Below are 16,890 nucleotides of genomic sequence, written 5' to 3'. Positions count from 1 at the left end.
CCCAGAAGCCGGCCCGCTCCCGCCGAGCCCGAAGGGCCCGAAGGGCAGGCGGGTGCCGCACGGCGCAAGGGGGCGGCGCGGCGCACCGAGCTGGCCGCCTTCCTGCGCAGCCGCCGGGCCAGGATCACCCCCGAGGACGTCGGGATGCCGCCCGGCCTGCGCCGCCGCACCCCCGGGCTGCGCCGCGAGGAGGTCGCGCAGCTCGCCGGGGTCGGCGTCACCTGGTACACCTGGCTCGAACAGGGCCGGCCGATCAACGCCAGCGTGCAGGTGCTGGACGCGGTGGCCCGGGTGCTCCAGCTCGACGCGACCGAGCGCGCGCACCTCTACCGGCTGGCCGGCATCCCGTACGTGAGCGAGCCGGTCTCCGACGCGGAGATCGTCGGCGTCGAGACGCAGGGCATCCTGGACGCGCTCGACCCGCTGCCCTCCGCGATCTACAACGCCCGCTACGACGTCCGCGCCACGAACGCCACCTACCGCGCGCTGTGGCCCATGACCTCCGTCGTGGAGCGCTGGGAGCGCAATGTGCTCTACAAGCTGTTCACGGTGCCCGAGTGCTGCCTGACCTTCGCCAACAGGGCGGACGAACTGCCGTGGATGGTGGCCCAGTTGCGCGGGAACTACGGGCGGCACGTCGGTGACCCGGCCTGGGAGTCCTTCATCTCGCTGCTGGTCAAGGAGAGCCCGGCCTTCGCGCAGCTGTGGGCGAGCGGCGACGTGGCGGCGCCGGGCAAGCGGGTGAAGACCTTCCGGCACGAGGGGGTCGGCGTGATCAACCTGACGTCGATGTCGTTCAGCATCGACGGGATGGCCGAGCACCGCCTCGTGGTCCACACACCGGTCACCGAGGAGGACCGGCTGCGTATCGAGCAGCTCAAGCAGGTCGGCGACCCGATCGTCGGCTGCTCCTTCCACGGCCGCCCGCTGTCGGTGGTCATCGCGGAACGCGAGGCCGCCGCGGCGGCCAGGACCTGCGACTCGCACCCGTAGCGGGCGCGGCGGCCCCGGGCCACTCGAGCCCCGGGCCCGCACCGAGCGGGGCGGGCCCGAGGCGAAGCCGAGCAAGAAGGAGAGGGCGGGGCCTGTCCGCGCTTCTTGCGGACAGGCCCCGCCCTCTCATCTGTGGAGCTACGGGGAATTGAACCCCGGACCTCTTGCATGCCATGCAAGCGCTCTACCAACTGAGCTACAGCCCCGCGTCTGCCGGGTCTCCCCTGACGACGTGAAGAAGCATAGCCGGTCGGTGGACCGGAAACGAAATCGCCGTACGGGGCCGGGCCCGGGCGGCCCTCAGGCGTCGTCGCCGAGCACCGGCTCCGGCAGGGTGCCGGCATTGTGCTCGGTCAGCCGCCAGCCGCGCGCGCCCTCGCCGAGCACCGACCAGCAGCAGTTGGACAGCCCGCCCAGCGACTCCCAGGTGAGGGGGTCGAGCCCGAGCAGCCGGCCGATGGTCGTACGGATCGTGCCGCCGTGGCTGACCACGACCAGCACCCCGCCGTCGGCGAGCTCGTCCGCGGCGGCCAGCACCACGGGGGCGGCCCGGTCGGCGACCTCGGTCTCCAGCTCGCCGCCGCCCCTGCGGACCGGCTCGCCGCGTTTCCACGCGGCATACTGCTCGCCGTACTCCGCCAGGATCTCCTGGTGGGTCAGGCCCTGCCAGCGCCCGGCGTACGTCTCCTGCAGGCCCTTGTCGTAGGTGACGGGCAGACCGGTGAGCGCCGCCAGCTCGGCGGCGGTGGCGGCGGCCCTGACCAGGTCGGAGGACACGATGGCGTGGGGCGACAGAGCGGCGAGCAGCCGGGCGGCGCGGCGGGCCTGGGCGACACCGGTCTCGGTCAGCTCGATGTCGGTGTTGCCCTGGAAGCGCTGCTCCAGATTCCAGGCGGTCTGGCCGTGCCGCCACAGCACGATGCGGCGGCCCCGGCCGGCCTTGCGGCCGTCTTTGTCCCCGTTCAGCTGAGGTCCCCGTCCTCGGCCGCCGCGGCGGCGGCGTGCTCCTTGCCCTTGCCCCGGGTGGCGACCGCGTCCTCGGGCAGCGCGATCTCCGGGCAGTCCTTCCACAGCCGCTCCAGAGCGTAGAAGACCCGCTCCTCCGAGTGCTGCACGTGCACGACGATGTCGATGTAGTCGAGCAGCACCCAGCGGCCGTCCCGCTCGCCCTCGCGGCGGACCGGCTTGACGTCCAGCTCCTTGAGCAGCGTCTCCTCGATGGCGTCGACGATGGCCTTGACCTGCCGGTCGTTCGGCGCGGACGCGACCAGGAAGGCGTCGGTGATGGACAGCACGTCGCTGACGTCGTAGGCGATGATGTCGTGCGCGAGCTTGTCGGCGGCGGCCTGTGCGGCGGCGCGGGTCAGCTCGATGGAACGGTCAGTGGCGGTCACAGAAACGGCTTTCCGGTCGGGGGCTGGTCTGCTTCAAGGGTCTCACGACCCTCCGACAGCCCCCGACCGGTTTTCGATCACCTTTGCGCTGTCACTGCTTCGGCGGTGTGTAGTCCTTGCCGAGCGTCACCGCGATGTCGGCGTTGGACGGCACCTTGCCCTTCTTGACCGCGGTCGGCGGCAGGCCGAGCGTGGCGGCGACGTCCTTGGCCGCGGCGAGCCGCGCCGGGTCGGCGTAGAGCACCTGCGAGGCCGTCTTCGTCGCGGACGCCTTGCCGCCCGGGACGTAGGTGTACGTGCCGCCGTTGACGATGGCGGCCTGAGCCATCCCGGCGGTGTCCGACTTCCCGGTCGCGTCGCTGATCACGACACGCGGCTGGGTGGTGCCCGTGGACTGCTTGACGGTGCCGCCGAGCACGTCCTTGACCACGCCGTCGGTGTCCTGGCTGAGCGTGCCGTCCTTCTGCACCGGCAGCAGGGTGGTGCTGTACGCGCCGGTCTTCGCCAGGTTCGCCAGCTGCGCGAGCGACGCGCCGAGCTGCTTGTCGGTCAGCGAGGGGTCGAGGATCTGGCTGAGCGACTGCACGGTCCTGGTCGCGCCCGCGGCGTCGCTCGGCATCTTCTTGAGCACCGCCTGCAGGACCTGGCCGAAGCGGCTGAGCTGCTTGGTCTGCGGTTCGCCCGCGGCCCGGTAGGTGGCGTACGCGACGGCCGCCTGGCCGGTCAGCTCCTGCTGCTTGCCCTGCTGCACCAGCGTCCTGCCGCTGTCCTTGCCGGTGCCCTTCACCGCGGTGTCGGTGTCGATGTAGACGTCGCCGAGCGCGTCGACCAGCAGTTCGAGGTACGGGCTGTCCAGCCGCCAGCTGCCCTTGATGTCGGCGCCGAGCAGGGTGTTCAGCGAGTCCCTCGTCGGGCCGATGCCGTCGCCGACGGACTTGTCCAGGGTCGCCGCGGTGCCGTCGTCCGAGGTGACCGACAGGGAGTTCGGCAGCAGGACGGTGGTGCCGCGGCCCTTGGTGCTGTTGTCGACCAGCAGCGCGGTGTCGCTGGGGCCGCCGTCCACCGGGATCAGGTGCACCACGATGACGTCGCGCTTCTGCGGGCCGCCGGCCGCGGCCTGCGTCGCCTTGGTCTTGCCGAGCCCCGGCAGCTTGCCCGCGTGCCACAGGTAGCCGGTGCCGCCCAGCAGCGCCAGCACCAGCAGCACGACCAGGCCGGCCTTGCGGTTGCGCCCGCGCCGCTTGGCCTCCTCGCGGCGCTCGGTGCGCGACTCGGAGAACTTGAGCCAGTCGATGACCTCCTCCGACTGCTCGGACTCCTCGTCGACGAACGCGAACATCTCGGTCTGGTAGCCGGCCCGCGGGCCCGCCGCCGCACCGCCGCCGCCCGGCGGCTCCTCGGCCTGCACGGGCATCTGCCCGGTCTCGTGGACGGCGTGCTGGCCGGTGTCGTACACGGGCTGCTGACCCGTGTCATAGACCGGCTGCTGACCCGTCTCATAGACCGCATGCTGACCGGTGTCGTACACCGGCTGCTGACCCGTCTCGTACACCGGCTGCTGACCGGTCCCGTAGACCGTGTGCCGGCCGGTGTCGTAAGCCTGCTGCTGCCCGGTGTCGTAGCCGGGCTGCGGGCCGGTGTCGTAGCCCTGCGGCTGCTGCTGCTCGTAGTACGGCTGCTGCGGCTGCTGCGGGATCCAGCCCTGCTGGCCGGGCGGGGGCGGCGCGGCCTGCCGGCCGCCGTAGGCCTGGTACGGGTCCTGGTAACCGGGCTGCTGCGGTACCTGGGGGGCCTGCTGCGCCTGCTGGTGCGGGGGCTGCGGGCGGGGGTTCCCGTACTGGTCGTAGCCGTAGGACTGCTGCTGGTAGTGGGGGTCCTGCGGGTAAGGGTCCCTCTCGTCGTCGGGTCCGCCCTCGGCATATTGCCAACGGGGGTTTGCGTCGTTCACGAGGAACCCCTTCACCTGCTTCGTTTCGCGGCGCCTGCTACCCGGTAGCGTCCCGGTAGAGCGCGCGCTTGTCGATGTAGCGCACGACCCCGTCCGGAACCAAGTACCAGACCGGATCCCCCTTGGCCACCCGCTGGCGGCAGTCCGTCGAGGAGATCGCCAGCGCGGGGACCTCCACGAGCGACACCCCGCCCTCGGGGAAGCCCGGGTCCGACAGCGTATGCCCAGGACGGGTGACCCCGATGAAATGTGCGAGGGAGAACAGCTCCTCCGCGTTCCGCCAGGAGAAGATCTGCGACAGCGCGTCCGCACCGGTGATGAAGAAGAGGTCCGCCGCCGGGTGCTCCGCCCGCAGGTCGCGCAGGGTGTCGATGGTGTACGTGGTGCCCGCGCGGTCGATGTCGCTGCGGCTGACCGAGAAGGTCGGGTTGGACGCGGTGGCGATGACCGTCATCAGGTAGCGGTCCTCGGCCGGCGACACCTGCCGGTCGCTCTTCTGCCAGGGCTGCCCGGTGGGCACGAAGACCACCTCGTCGAGGTGGAAGAGGCTCGCCACCTCGCTCGCGGCCACCAGGTGCCCGTGGTGGATGGGGTCGAAGGTCCCGCCCATCACACCGATTCGGTGCTTGCTGTCGGACATGGCGCGATTCAGTCCCGGTTGAAGCGGGTGACCAGCCACAGCAGGAGCAGCAGCACGCCCAGCGCGCCGAATCCGGTCAGGTACGGGCTGAGGCTGGGGTGGTTGCCGCCTTTGTCCTCTGCGAGGGTGGTCAGGGCGGAGACTGCGAGGGGCGACATGTCAGCGGGACCCTTTGCGAAGTCGGGGACGGGCGAGAAGACTCTGGGCACATCGTACGGGCGGCCCTGCGGGAACTTCGCGCAGGCTCTGCGCGTCCAGACTATGTACCGGTGGGCTACCAGGGGGTTGGGCCAGTATGTCCGAGTCGAACGGATCGAATGACGACCGTGTGAGCACAGAGAAGCTGCCGGGACGCAACCGCAAGCGGTTCCCTGACATCTCCTCACGTGCCTACGAGCATCCCGCGGACCGGTCCGCGCTCGTGGCACTGCGCAAGCTCACCGGCTTCGACACGGTCTTCAAGGCGCTCAGCGGGCTGCTGCCCGAGCGCAGCCTGCGGCTGCTGTTCCTCTCGGACTCGGTCCGGGTCAGCGACGAGCAGTTCGCCCATCTCAACGCGATGCTGCGGGACGCCTGTCACATCCTCGACCTGGAGAAGGTCCCGTCGATGTACGTGACGATGGACCCCCAGCCGAACGCGATGTGCATCGGCATGGACGCGCCGATCATCGTCGTCACCACGGGCCTCGTCGAGCTGCTCGACGAGGAGGAGATGCGCGCGGTCGTCGGCCACGAGGTCGGCCACGCGCTGTCCGGGCACTCGGTCTACCGCACGATACTTCTCTTCCTCACCACCCTGGCGCTGCGCGTGGCCTGGATCCCGCTGGGCAATCTCGCGATCCTCGCGATCATCACCGCACTGCGCGAGTGGTTCCGCAAGTCGGAGCTGTCCGCCGACCGGGCCGGGCTGCTGGTCGGCCAGGACCTCGAGGCCTCGATGCGCGGCCTGATGAAGATCGCCGGCGGCAACCACCTGCACGAGATGAACGTGGCCGCCTTCCTCAAGCAGGCCGACGAGTACGAGGCGGCGGGCGATCTGCGCGACTCGGTGCTCAAGATCCTCAACGTGCTCCCGCGCAGCCACCCGTTCACCACGGTCCGGGCCGCCGAGCTGCGCCGCTGGGCTGCCACCCGCGAGTATCAGCGGCTGATGGACGGGCACTACCCGCGGCGGACCGCCGACAAGGACGCCTCGGTCTCCGACGCCTTCCGGGATTCGGCGAACCACTACGCCGACACGGTGAAGAAGAGCAAGGACCCGCTGATGGGTCTGATCCGCGACATCACCAACGGCGCGGGCGATGTCGGCGGCAGGCTCAGGGACCGCTTCACTGGAGCTGCGACGTCCCAGGCGACCGCGGAGCGGCCTGCGGGGTCAGCAGCGGAGTCCGACTCGACTCCGGACGACGACCAGCCGGAGAGCCCGCTGCCGTAGCCGGGGGCGCCGCCGCCCCGGTGGCGGTGGCCGTCCCGGTCGTCGCGGCCGTCCCCGTGGCGGTGGCCGCCGGTCCCGGCGGCGCGGCGCTCGGGCCGCCGGCCGGGGTGCCGGTCACACCGCTGAGCGGCGCGCACACGGCACCGGGCGGCCTGGCGTGGTCGTAGGGGTCGGCGCTGGTGACCGGGCCGGGAGCGGAGTGCCCGGCCAGTATCGGCTGGAAGTAGCTCTCCACCTCGGCCGAGCAGGCCAGCGGTCCCGCGGCGATGTCGGCCTGCACCACCTCGATGTGGTGCTGCCGCAGCTCCTCGTGGTCGAAGTGGAAGCGCAGCTGCCGCCGTACGGTGAACAGCGAGACGGGGCCGTTGGCGTCGGACGAGCTGCGGATCGCGTAGACGTAGGTGTGGTCGGCGGTGATCTCCAGCCGGTCGTCGCCGGTCTCGGACACCGCCCAGCTGCCGTCCACCCGGATGCCGTCGCCGTCGACCAGCTCCACCCGCACCGTCGGGTCGGGGTCGAAGCGCACCAGCCAGCCGGTGACCTCGTGGACCCCGTCGGGCGCCGGGTCGCTGAGGCTGTTCTCGAACTGGTCGACCTGGCTCGGGTCGAGCAGGTCGAGCACCGGGCGGACGTCGCCGCCGGTGACGGTCTGGAGCTGGAGCGCGGAGTCGTCGAGGAAGTCCACGGCCGTGTCGAAGCCTGCCCTGACCTCACTCTCGGCGTATCCGCCGATCCGGTGGATGTCCCGCGGCACCTTCAGGCCGGCGACCCCGCGCAGGTAGCCGGCCGCCGTGGTGCCGGCGAACGGGGCGGTCGGGGAGACTGCGGGCACGATGCCGCCGGGCACCAGGGGGATCACCGTGACGCGCAGCTGCTCGCCGGCTCCGGCGTCGTGGGCCTTGTAGGGGTGCCTGACGCCCATGTAGATCGCGAAGCCGAAAGCCAGCACGATGAGCATGATCAGCGCCACCGCCTGGCGGGCGAGACCGCGGGGCAGCACATGGCGGATCCTGACCGGGTGGGCGGCGTCGTCCTCCCGCTCGCGCGCCGAATACTCCTGGATCCGGGCAGCCCTCACGAACGACTCGTCGAAGACGACGGATCGGTACTCGTCCTCACCGCCTCCTGAGGCGCCCTCGGGCGTGCCCTCAGGAGGGTCTCCAGGCCCGCTCATATCACAAGGTTAGGTCCGCGGACGCGGGAATAAACTCCGCGGTACCGCTCGAGTTGACACGGGATCAGGGCACCGGGGTGCTGGCGACCGGCGGCAGGGTCTGCCGGCCGAGCTGACTGCCGCTGGACGGCGGGGGATCCGCCGGCTGCCGGGTGCCGCCGCCCGCACCGCGGTAGACCGCGGCGAAGGTGAGGGCGACCACTCCGATGCCCATGACCACGGCGAGCGCCCAGGCGACCGGACGGTGCCAGCGGGTGCTGCTGCCGCGGTAGGGGTGCCCCGCGGCGTACAACGGGTCGGAGTCGGGGAAGTCCGCGTCGTCGCCCAGGTCGGGGACGGCCGAGCGCGGGTTTCTGCGCCGCCCGGGCCAGCCGGGCGGTAGCGCGGGACCTTCGGCGACGGCCAGCATCCGTTCCCGGGCCGTGGGCTCGTGGAACAGAGCAGACCGTACGAATTCTTCGTCGAGGACTACGGAGGCGAATTCGTCATCGTCCGGCATCTGTCCAGAGTAATGCGGAAGTTGGCCCTTTGGGCAGGGGAATCCCGGTTGGCTGTGGGCCGGCTGTGCACCCGGATGGCGCAATACCGGCGGTGTCGGTGCCGCCGCAGGTCAGCGGGTGTGGCCGTCGCCGGTGACGATGTACTTGGTGGAGGTCAGCTCGGGCAGCCCCATGGGGCCGCGGGCGTGCAGCTTCTGGGTGGAGATGCCGATCTCCGCGCCGAATCCGAACTGGCCGCCGTCGGTGAAGCGGGTCGAGGCGTTCACCATCACCGCGGCCGCGTCGACCAGCCGGGTGAAGCGGCGGGCGGCGGGCTGCGAGGTGGTCACGATCGCCTCGGTGTGGCCTGAGGACCACAGCCGGATGTGCGCCACGGCCGCGTCCAGCGAGTCCACCACCCCGGCGGCGATGTCGTACGACAGGTACTCGGTCTCCCAGTCCTCCGCGGTCACCGGCACCACGGTGGCGGTGCCGCCGTCGGCGGCCAGCGCCTCGGCGGCGGCCACCACGTGGGGGTCGCCGTGCACGGTGACGCCTGCCTCGGCCAGCGCCTCCAGGGCGCGGGGCAGGAAGCGGTCGGCGATGTCGCGGTGCACCAGCAGCGTCTCCGCCGCGTTGCAGACGCTGGGCCGCTGCGCCTTGGAGTTGACCAGGATCCGCACGGCCATGTCGAGGTCGGCGTCGGCGTCGACGTAGACGTGGCAGTTGCCGGTGCCGGTCTCGATCACCGGGACGGTGGAGCCCTCGACGACGGTGCGGATCAGCGAGGCGCCGCCGCGCGGGATCAGCACGTCGACCATGCCGCGGGCGCGCATCAGCTCGTTGACCGACTCCCGGCTCTCCCCCGGCACGAGCTGGACGGCGTCGGCGGGCAGCCCCGCACCGCCGACCGCGTCGCGCAGCACGGTGACCAGGGCGGTGTTGGAGGCGTAGGCGGAGGACGAGCCGCGCAGCAGCACCGCGTTGCCCGATTTCAGGCACAGCGCGGCGGCGTCCACGGTCACGTTGGGCCTGGCCTCGTAGATGATGCCGACGACGCCCAGCGGGACCCGCACCTGCCGCAGGTCGAGGCCGTTGGGCAGGGTGGAGCCGCGCAGCACCTCGCCGACCGGGTCGGGCAGGCCCGCGACATGGCGCACGTCGGCGGCGATGGCGGCGATCCGCTCGCGGGTCAGGGTGAGCCGGTCGATGATCGCCGGGCTGGTGCCCGCCTCCTCGGCGCGGGCCACGTCCTCGGCGTTCGCGGCGACGATCTCCTGGGTGCGGACGATCAGCGCGTCGGCGATGGCCAGCAGGGCGTCGTCCTTCGCGGACCGCGGCAGCGGGGCCAGGTCCGCCGCGGCGGCCTTGGCGCGGTACGCCGCGAGCATCACGGGGGACTTCGGGAGCGGCGAGAGCAGGTCCATGGGAGCAGCGTACTGAAAGGGCGCGGACGGGCGCCGTCACCGCCCAGTCGCTGGACGGCGCCGCGTGACGCGCTCAGAACCGGACGGCGCCGCGCCAGGCGCTCAGAACCGGACTCCCCCCGTGAGGCGCTCAGAAGGGGTGCACGCCGACCGGGACGGCGGGGGCGGGCCCGTAGCCGTCGGCGAGCCGCTGGTGGTAGGTCTCCCGGTCGATGACCTCCAGGCCGACCGTCTCCCAGGGCGGCAGTCCCGAGGTCGAGCGGTGCTCGCCCCACAGCCGCAGAGCGAGGGCGGCGGCGTCGTGCAGGTCCCTGGCCTCCTCCCAGTAGCGGATCTCCGCGTGGTCGGGGGCGTAGCGGCTGGTCAGCAGGAAGGGGTGGTCATTGGCGAGCTGCTCCAGGCCGCGCCGCAGCTCGGGCAGCGGGGTGAGCGGCCCTGCGACGCTGAGCGTCACATGCCACAGCCGGGTGGCGGTCCTGTCCTGCGGCCTCCCCTGGTGCGGCACGACAGCGCTGTCCGGTGCCGCGCGGTCGACGCTGACCAGCGGGCGCTCGGACGAAGTCCTGGTGATCTGCCCTGGGCGCCCTCGTTTCACCGGCGGCCTCCCTGTGGGTTGCGTTCGCTGTCGCCACCGCGTCCGTGCGGGTGGGCGCGGGCATGGGTGGTGGCAGGGACGTACCTGCGCATCGCATCCTCATCAAAGTTGACCAGGCTCCGGCTGGCGGCGGGGGCGTTTTCCACAAGAAGCCCCCGACGAGGTCATCCCGGCAGTCCCTGCTGCCTCAGCAGCACCAGGTCGTCGCGGTGGACGACCTCCCGCTCGTAGGCGGGGCCCAGCTCGGCCGCCAGATCGCGGGTGGAGCGGCCGAGCAGGCTGGGCAGCTCGCGGGCGTCGTAGTTCACCAGTCCGCGGGCCACCGCCCGGCCCGACTCGTCGACCAGGTCGACCGGGTCGCCGGCGGCGAAGTCGCCCTCCACCCCGGTCAGTCCTGCGGGCAGCAGCGAGCTGTGCCGCTGGGTGACCGCGCGGACCGCGCCGGCGTCGAGGCGCAGGGAGCCGCGCGGGGCGGACGCGTGCGCGAGCCACAGCAGCCGGTCGGCGGAGCGCTTGCCGGTGCGGTGGAAGTGGGTGCCGGTGGGGCGGCCGGCCAGGGCGTCGGCGGCGTGCACGGCGGAGGTCAGCACGACCGGGACGCCGGCGCCGGTGGCGATGGCGGCGGCCTCGACCTTGGTGACCATCCCGCCGGTGCCCACCCCCGCCCGCCCGGCGCTGCCGATGGACACGCCGGCCAGGTCGCCCGGCCCCGTGACCTCGGCGATCAGGCTGGTGCCCGGGGTGCGCGGGTCGCCGTCGTAGAGGCCGTCGACATCGGAGAGCAGCACCAGCAGGTCGGCGCGCACCAGGTGGGCGACCAGGGCGGCGAGCCGGTCGTTGTCGCCGAAGCGGATCTCGTCGGTGGCGACGGTGTCGTTCTCGTTGACGACCGGCAGCGCGCCCATCGCCAGCAGCTGGTCCAGGGTCCGGTAGGCGTTGCGGTAGTGAGCGCGGCGGCTGATGTCGTCGGAGGTGAGCAGGACCTGGCCGACCCGGATGCCGTAGCGGGCGAAGGAGGCGGTGTAGCGGGCCATCAGCAGGCCCTGCCCGACGGAGGCCGAGGCCTGCTGCCGTGCCAGGTCGCGCGGTCGGCGGGACAGTCCGAGCGGGGCGAGCCCGGCGGCGATGGCGCCTGAGGAGACCAGCACGATCTCCCGGTCCTCGCGCGCCTTGACCAGCACGTCGACCAGGGCGTCCACCCGGTCGGCGTCCAGCCCGCCTGCGGCCGTGGTCAGCGACGAGGAGCCGACCTTGACCACCACCCTGCGGGCCTCCACCACGTCCTGCCGTGCCGCCGTCGTCACGTGGGTACGTCCGTCCGTCTCTCGTCTGTGTCGTGCGGGCCGCCGCCCGTGGCTAACCGGGGTGCCGCAGCTGCCAGCCCGCCCAGGCCGAGGTGATCATCTCGCGGATGTCGTGGGCGGCCGACCAGCCCAGTTCCTTGCTGATGGACTCGGCGGACGCGACGACCCTGGCCGGGTCGCCGGGGCGGCGCGCGACCACCTCGAGTCCGGTCCCAGTGTGGCCCGAAACCTCCTGGATGACGCGCACCATCTCGGCCACCGAGACGCCCTCGCCGCGGCCGATGTTGAGCACCAGGTGCGCCGAGGGGTCGTCGGTGAGCCGGCGGGCGGCGGCGACGTGGGCGGACGCGATGTCCGCGACATGGACGAAGTCGCGGATGCAGGTGCCGTCGGGCGTCGGGTAGTCGTCGCCGAAGACCAGCGGGGGCAGGCCGCGGTCGAGCCGGTCGAAGACCATCGGCACCAGGTTGGTGATCCCCGGGTCGCCGAGTTCGGGGGCGGCGGCTCCGGCGACGTTGAAGTAGCGCATCGAGGCGGTGGCCATGCCGTACGTCCTGCCGGCCGCCGCGACCAGCCATTCGCCGGCGAGTTTGGTCTCGCCGTAGGGGTTCATCGGCTCGCACGGGGTCCGCTCGGTCACCAGGTCCACGTCGGGCATCCCGTACACGGCCGCGGACGAGGAGAAGACGAAGGCGCGCACCTGCGCCTCCGCGGCCGCCTCCAGGACGGTCCGCAGGCCCTCGACGTTCTCCCGGTAATACCAGAGCGGGCGCTCGACGGACTCCCCGACCTGCTTCTTCGCCGCGATGTGCACGATGCCCCGCACCTCGTGCTCGCGCAGCACCCGGTCGAGCACCTCCCGGTCGAGGACGCTGCCGCGCACCAGCGGCACATCGGCCGGCAGCCGCTGCGGATCGCCGGTGCTCAGGTCGTCGAGGACGACGACGCTTTGGCCGTCGGCGACGAGCGCCCTGACGACATGTGAACCGATGTAGCCCGCACCGCCGGTAATCATCCAGGTCATTGCGGAAGTCTATCGACGGATCTCGATATCCCCTGGGCAGGGTGTCGTACCCCGGGGATACACTCCGCTGACCAGAACCGGACGCGCCTTCGATTCCGTCCGGGTTCAGGGATTCATCGCTTGAGATCCCATGGGGGGATTCGTGTCCGAAACACAGCCGGTACGGCCCAAGGGCCGCCGGCGTCTTGTCGCTGCCTGCACCGCCGGCATCCTTTCCCTCGGCGCTTTCGCGCTGGGAACCGGTGCCCAGGCCGCCGAGCCCGGCAGCCACAAGACCACAAAGCGGCCCACTGCCGCCGCGGCCCACATGCCGCACATCACCGCGCCCAAGACGGTGCGGAAGTCGAAGCTGGCGGCGGGGGCCGCGGCTCAGGCTCCGGCACCGGTGCGCTACGACATCGATGGGGACGGTGCCGCCGACCAGCTCTACCGCGGTCTCGACCGCAACTGGTACAACTCGCTGGCCACCGAGGATGTGAAGCTCGGCACGGGCCCGTCCGACATCGGCCTCGTCGACGCGGTGACGCCGGGCGACATCGACGGCGCCCCGGGCCCCGACGTCCTGGGCCTGACCGCCAGCGGCAAGCTCGAGCTGTTCAGCTCGACGAACTTCCCGAACTACGCCGGCTGGACCAGCACCGGCTGGAACGTCTACAACAAGATCGTCGCGGTCGACGACCTCACCGGTGACGGTCGCGCCGACATCGTCGCGCGCACCTACGACGGCCACCTCTACCTGTTCGCCGGCACCGGCAACGGCAATTCGCCGTTCAAGGCCCGCACCCTGATCGGCGGCGGCTGGGCCGCCTACGACCAGCTGGCCAGCCCCGGCGACATCGACGGGGACGGCATCAGCGACCTGGTCACCAGGGACCTGATCGGGAACCTGTACTTCTACAAGGCCACGGGCAACGCGGCCGCCCCCTTCGCCGCCCGCAAGGTGCTCGGCGGCGACTGGAACACCTACAACCAGGTGATCGGCCTGGGCAACAACGAGGAAGGGACCGGCTTCCTGTGGGGCCGGGCCTTCAACGGCGACCTGTACGGCTACGAGCCGAACGGCACCGGCAACTTCCAGACCCGGTACCGCGTCGGCGGCGGCTTCAACTGGTCCGACGTGATGGCCGGCATGGGAGGCGTCCCGGCCTGGGGCAAGAAGGAAATGATCGGCGTCAACTCCGCCGGCACCCTGTACGACTACATCCCCGACAACAAGGGCCTGCTCTACCCGCGGGTCGCGGTGAGCGCCACCGGCGGCTTCGCCGGCGTCACCAGCTTCGCTCTCGCCAACTCGCTCTCGGACAACGGCCGGGCAGAGCTGCTGTACGTCTACGGCGGTGCCCTGTACAACTCCGACCGCGAAGCCCTCATCACCACCGGGTGGAACGCCTACAGCCTGACCCTGGGCCCCGGCGACCTGAGCGGTGACGGCAAGGGCGACCTGCTGGCCCGCACCACCTCCGGCCAGCTGTACCTCTTCCGCGGCACCGGCAACGGCGTGAACTACGCCGGCCGCCAGCTCGTCAGCGGTGGCTGGAACACGTACAACGCCATCGTCGGCGCGGGCGACGTCAGCGGCGACGGCCGGCCGGACATCCTGGCCAGGTCGACCGACGGCTCGCTCTACGAGTTCAAGGGGACGGGCAACGCCGCCGCTCCCTTCGGGCCCCGGATCAACCTCGGTTCCGGCTGGGGCCAGTACAACAAGCTGGCCTCCGCGGGCGACACCGACGGCAACGGCCGGGCCGACCTGCTCGCGGTGAACACCAACTCGGGCACGCTCTACCGCTACAGCGCCTACGGCGACGGGCACTTCAGCGCCCGGGTGCAGGTCGGCGGCGGCTGGAACACCTACACCAAGCTGTTCTGAGCCGTACCGCGCCAACCGAGCTCCACAGCGCGAGGAAGGCGCCCGCACCCCGGACGGTGCGGGCGCCTTCCGCTGTTCGCAGACCGGCGGACGAAGCGTCACGGTGCGCGGAGGAGCGTCACGGGTGCGGCAGGCGGCTCAGCCGGCGTGCGCGCCCGCGAGCCTGGCCCTGACGCCCGCGGCGCGGCCTGCGGCGGCGACGGTGCCCGGTCCGCCGTCCAGCCCGAAGGACACCAGGACCGGGTCGCCCCGGTCCCCGCCGAACAGCGCGGGACGGCCGACCGCGAAGGCGGCCGAGGCCGCGGCCGGTTCCGCCGCGGCGGCGGGCTTGGCGTGGACACTGCCGCCCGCGTTCATCAGGATTTGCGCGGCGGGCCGCTCCCCCGGGTCGCTGAGCCGCCCGTCCCGCACCAGCAGGGCGCCGCCGGACCCGGACCGCACCGCGAGGACCGGTTCCTGCCCCGCCGCCGCCCGCTGGCCCGCCAGCAGCGCCACCGGGCCGAACCCCGCGCCGCCGAGCCGCCCGGCCGGCGTCCACCGGTCGCGGCCGCCAGCGGTGGTCAGCTTCTCCACCACCAACTCCGCGGTGTCCGGGAGCCGGTAGGCCAGCAGCAGCGAACCGTCCGCCGCGGTGACCGCGTCCGGCGCCTCCGCCGGTGCCGCGATGGCCTTCACCGGCCGGTAGCGCAGTTCGCCGCCCGGCGTGTCCTGGGCCCACTCGTGGACCGCGCCGCGGCCCGCCGCGAAGACATGGATCCTGCCCGCCGCGTCGAGTGCGGCGGCCAGCCCCTCCTGGACCTGGCCGCCGGACAGGGAGCGCCAGGGCGACCACCCGCCCGCGGTGTCGCGGACCCGGGTGCTCAGGCCCTTGGCGGCGTTGCGGACGAAGACGTGCACCCGGCCGTCGCGGCCCAGCACGGCGGTGGGCGGCCCGACCCGGCGGCCGCGTGCGGGCTCCGGCTCCGGGTTGCCCAGGCTCCGCCACGTCGGCGCGGGCACGGGACCCGCGCCGACGCCGTCCAGCACGACTATCTCCCTGGTGTTGCCCTTGCCGGTGCCCTCGAGGCCGGAGAAGCGCAGGGCGAGGACCAGGTCGCGGCCGTCGGCGCCGGTGACCACGCCGAGCGCGGGCGCCAGCGGGCCGCCGCCCAGGTCTTCGGGGGCGCTCCAGGCGCCGTCCCGGGTCCTGGTCCAGCGGGCGGCCCTGGTGCTGAGCACGCCGTAGACGGTGGTCCTGCCGTCCGCGGCGGCGACGACCCGCGGGCCCGCGGTGGGATAGCGGTAGTGGGTGCTGCGCACCCAGCCCTTGGGCGACCGCAGCGCCGCGCCCCCGCCGACGGAGTAGTCGCCGCAGCCCTGGGGGTCGCCGCAGTGCCAGGAGGGGCCGCCGCCGTAGGTGTCGATCAGCGCGGCCTTCATCCGGATGGTGTCCTGCGGCAGGTTGTGCGGCCAGCGCTGGTTGTAGTAGCCGCGGTAGGTGTCGGTGAGGAAGGCAGGCGCCCCGCCGGAGGCGGCGGCCCCGTCCACCCACTGCGCCATGGCGCTCCACGTGAAGAGGGCGACCGCGGTGTGGTCGATGTGGTCGGAGAAGCCGATCTGGTCACTGCCGCGGGGGTGCCGGGCGTCGTGCACCTGGATGTCGGGATCCGGGTCGAGGGTGCGGATCAGGGTCGGCCGGTAGGTGTCGAGGATCCGCACCAGGCTGTCGATCAGCGTCTGCCGCCGGAAGGCGCGCGAGGTGCGCACCGCGGAACCGGGCACGACCACGGTGCGGACCTCCGCGCCGGGTGTCGCCCACAGGCCCGCCATGCCGACCATGCCGTGCGGTGTCCGGGTGTGCATGTCGATGTTGAGGAACACCAGGTCCGCGCGCTTGCCGTCGTGGCCGAGCGAGTGGACCTCGGCCTGGCCGCCGCCTGGCAGGTCGAGCACGGCCCGCCGCCAGCGGGTGAAGACCGGGGCGCCGAGCATCCGCGCGTAGGCCTGGCGCAGCCCCTGCTGCCGCGCCGAGACGTACGCCGGCACGTCGTGCCGCGGCTTCGGTTGGCCCGGCGCCTGGTTCACCCCGAAGGAGCCCCCACCGGTGACGTACACCGACACGACCGGCACATCGCGCTCGATGCCGGCGACGGTGTCCGGGTTCATGAAGTAGAGGTCGTCGTCGGGATGCGCGAGCACCTGCATCACCAGCGGCTTGGCGTGTGCGCGGAAGGAGACCGTGGCGGACATCGGCAGCGGCCGGGTGGCGGAGGCGTCGGTCGGCGCGGCCGGGTGCGACCCGTGCGTGCAGCCCCCCAGCGTGACCCCCGTCAGCGCTCCGGCCATCACGCCCACGGCGGCGCGACGGGTCGGGCCCGGTCCTCCCGGGTCCAGCAAGCGATTCAACGTTCCGGCTCCGTTCACCCGTTGTGCGATCATTTCCACCGCTCGGCTCACAAGAGCGATCGGTCAAGCCATGGGTTTCAGCGGAAGCGGTGATCCATGTCACAGACTCGATTGACCCCCAGGTGAATTGCCGTGAACAGGAATAGCAACATTCGGCCAACTTGCTGATCTTTGGCATCCTTGACACGATGCGCTGGCCGACGGATGAGAACGGGAGACACG

The 16,890-nt window shown here is 72.2% G+C and carries 15 protein-coding genes and 1 tRNA gene; 3 read left to right on the top strand and 13 right to left on the bottom strand.

The genetic code is table 11. The annotated features are described in order from the left end of the window. Positions 1-90 precede the first annotated feature (90 nt). Positions 91-993 (top strand): helix-turn-helix transcriptional regulator, encoded by a 903-nt coding sequence (locus ACGFMP_RS06530; protein ID WP_393671350.1) that lies wholly within the window; start codon positions 91-93, stop codon positions 991-993. Between the two features lie 133 nt (positions 994-1,126). Here ACGFMP_RS06530 and ACGFMP_RS06525 read toward each other — a convergent pair. The 6 genes from ACGFMP_RS06525 to ACGFMP_RS06500 all read right to left on the bottom strand — a co-directional run bounded on the left by ACGFMP_RS06525 (position 1,127) and on the right by ACGFMP_RS06500 (position 5,133). Then, a tRNA-Ala gene (locus tag ACGFMP_RS06525) sits at positions 1,127-1,199 on the bottom strand. A 94-nt stretch (positions 1,200-1,293) separates the two neighbouring features. Then, on the bottom strand, positions 1,294-1,959 hold the full coding sequence (locus ACGFMP_RS06520) for a histidine phosphatase family protein (RefSeq protein WP_393671349.1): 666 nt from the start codon (positions 1,957-1,959) through the stop codon (positions 1,294-1,296). Next, positions 1,956-2,387 carry a ribosome silencing factor gene (rsfS, locus tag ACGFMP_RS06515; protein WP_393670684.1) on the bottom strand — a complete coding sequence of 144 codons (432 nt, stop codon included), beginning with the start codon at positions 2,385-2,387 and terminating at the stop codon, positions 1,956-1,958. Before rsfS ends, ACGFMP_RS06520 begins: the two co-directional genes overlap by 4 nt. A gap of 91 nt (positions 2,388-2,478) precedes the next feature. Next, positions 2,479-4,335, bottom strand: coding sequence for an LCP family protein (locus ACGFMP_RS06510; RefSeq protein ID WP_393670683.1), 1,857 nt, complete (start codon positions 4,333-4,335; stop codon positions 2,479-2,481). A 37-nt stretch (positions 4,336-4,372) separates the two neighbouring features. Continuing rightward, entirely contained in the window at positions 4,373-4,975 is a 603-nt protein-coding gene (gene nadD, locus ACGFMP_RS06505; RefSeq protein WP_393670682.1) for a nicotinate-nucleotide adenylyltransferase, read from the bottom strand. Between the two features lie 8 nt (positions 4,976-4,983). After that, positions 4,984-5,133 (bottom strand): hypothetical protein, encoded by a 150-nt coding sequence (locus ACGFMP_RS06500; RefSeq protein WP_393670680.1) that lies wholly within the window; start codon positions 5,131-5,133, stop codon positions 4,984-4,986. 170 nt (positions 5,134-5,303) lie between these two features. Here ACGFMP_RS06500 and ACGFMP_RS06495 point away from each other — a divergent pair, with 170 nt between their 5' ends. Further along, on the top strand, positions 5,304-6,410 hold the full coding sequence (locus ACGFMP_RS06495; protein ID WP_393670678.1) for a M48 family metallopeptidase: 1,107 nt from the start codon (positions 5,304-5,306) through the stop codon (positions 6,408-6,410). Here the strand turns inward: ACGFMP_RS06495 and ACGFMP_RS06490 are convergent. The 6 genes from ACGFMP_RS06490 to galE all read right to left on the bottom strand — a co-directional run bounded on the left by ACGFMP_RS06490 (position 6,304) and on the right by galE (position 12,413). Further along, on the bottom strand, positions 6,304-7,584 hold the full coding sequence (locus tag ACGFMP_RS06490; protein WP_393670677.1) for a hypothetical protein: 1,281 nt from the start codon (positions 7,582-7,584) through the stop codon (positions 6,304-6,306). The two genes, ACGFMP_RS06495 and ACGFMP_RS06490, sit on opposite strands and share 107 nt — an antisense overlap. 64 nt (positions 7,585-7,648) lie before the next feature. Continuing rightward, positions 7,649-8,083, bottom strand: coding sequence for a hypothetical protein (locus ACGFMP_RS06485; protein ID WP_393670675.1), 435 nt, complete (start codon positions 8,081-8,083; stop codon positions 7,649-7,651). Between the two features lie 111 nt (positions 8,084-8,194). Continuing rightward, on the bottom strand, positions 8,195-9,490 hold the full coding sequence (locus tag ACGFMP_RS06480) for a glutamate-5-semialdehyde dehydrogenase (protein ID WP_393670673.1): 1,296 nt from the start codon (positions 9,488-9,490) through the stop codon (positions 8,195-8,197). Between the two features lie 130 nt (positions 9,491-9,620). Beyond that, the gene (locus tag ACGFMP_RS06475; RefSeq protein WP_393670671.1) at positions 9,621-10,085 is read right to left on the bottom strand and encodes a hypothetical protein; all 465 of its coding nucleotides are present in this window, start codon (positions 10,083-10,085) and stop codon (positions 9,621-9,623) included. Between the two features lie 164 nt (positions 10,086-10,249). Further along, on the bottom strand, positions 10,250-11,344 hold the full coding sequence (gene proB / locus ACGFMP_RS06470; RefSeq protein ID WP_393671348.1) for a glutamate 5-kinase: 1,095 nt from the start codon (positions 11,342-11,344) through the stop codon (positions 10,250-10,252). 97 nt (positions 11,345-11,441) lie between these two features. Further along, on the bottom strand, positions 11,442-12,413 hold the full coding sequence (galE, locus tag ACGFMP_RS06465) for a UDP-glucose 4-epimerase GalE (RefSeq protein ID WP_393670669.1): 972 nt from the start codon (positions 12,411-12,413) through the stop codon (positions 11,442-11,444). Positions 12,414-12,555: 142 nt separating this feature from the next. Between galE and ACGFMP_RS06460 the strand changes: the two genes are divergently transcribed. Next, entirely contained in the window at positions 12,556-14,283 is a 1,728-nt protein-coding gene (locus ACGFMP_RS06460; protein ID WP_393670668.1) for an FG-GAP repeat domain-containing protein, read from the top strand. 138 nt (positions 14,284-14,421) lie between these two features. On the opposite strand, the gene ACGFMP_RS06455 is transcribed toward ACGFMP_RS06460, so the two are convergent. Continuing rightward, entirely contained in the window at positions 14,422-16,608 is a 2,187-nt protein-coding gene (locus ACGFMP_RS06455) for a PIG-L family deacetylase (RefSeq protein ID WP_393670667.1), read from the bottom strand. Positions 16,609-16,890 lie beyond the last annotated feature (282 nt).

It is taken from the genome of Streptomyces sp. NPDC049040, from assembly GCF_043197715.1.
GTDB lineage: Bacteria > Actinomycetota > Actinomycetes > Streptomycetales > Streptomycetaceae > Actinacidiphila.
This window is presented reverse-complemented; position numbering and strand designations above follow the sequence as displayed.

Bases quoted from the DNA above. Each gene is read 5' to 3' on its own strand.
- ACGFMP_RS06490 (WP_393670677.1), bottom strand. From the start codon at position 7,584: ATGAGCGGGCCTGGAGACCCTCCTGAGGGCACGCCCGAGGGCGCCTCA.
- ACGFMP_RS06485 (WP_393670675.1), bottom strand. From the start codon at position 8,083: ATGCCGGACGATGACGAATTCGCCTCCGTAGTCCTCGACGAAGAATTC.
- galE (WP_393670669.1), bottom strand. From the start codon at position 12,413: ATGACCTGGATGATTACCGGCGGTGCGGGCTACATCGGTTCACATGTC.
- ACGFMP_RS06480 (WP_393670673.1), bottom strand. From the start codon at position 9,490: ATGGACCTGCTCTCGCCGCTCCCGAAGTCCCCCGTGATGCTCGCGGCG.
- ACGFMP_RS06500 (WP_393670680.1), bottom strand. From the start codon at position 5,133: ATGTCGCCCCTCGCAGTCTCCGCCCTGACCACCCTCGCAGAGGACAAA.
- ACGFMP_RS06455 (WP_393670667.1), bottom strand. From the start codon at position 16,608: ATGGCCGGAGCGCTGACGGGGGTCACGCTGGGGGGCTGCACGCACGGG.
- nadD (WP_393670682.1), bottom strand. From the start codon at position 4,975: ATGTCCGACAGCAAGCACCGAATCGGTGTGATGGGCGGGACCTTCGAC.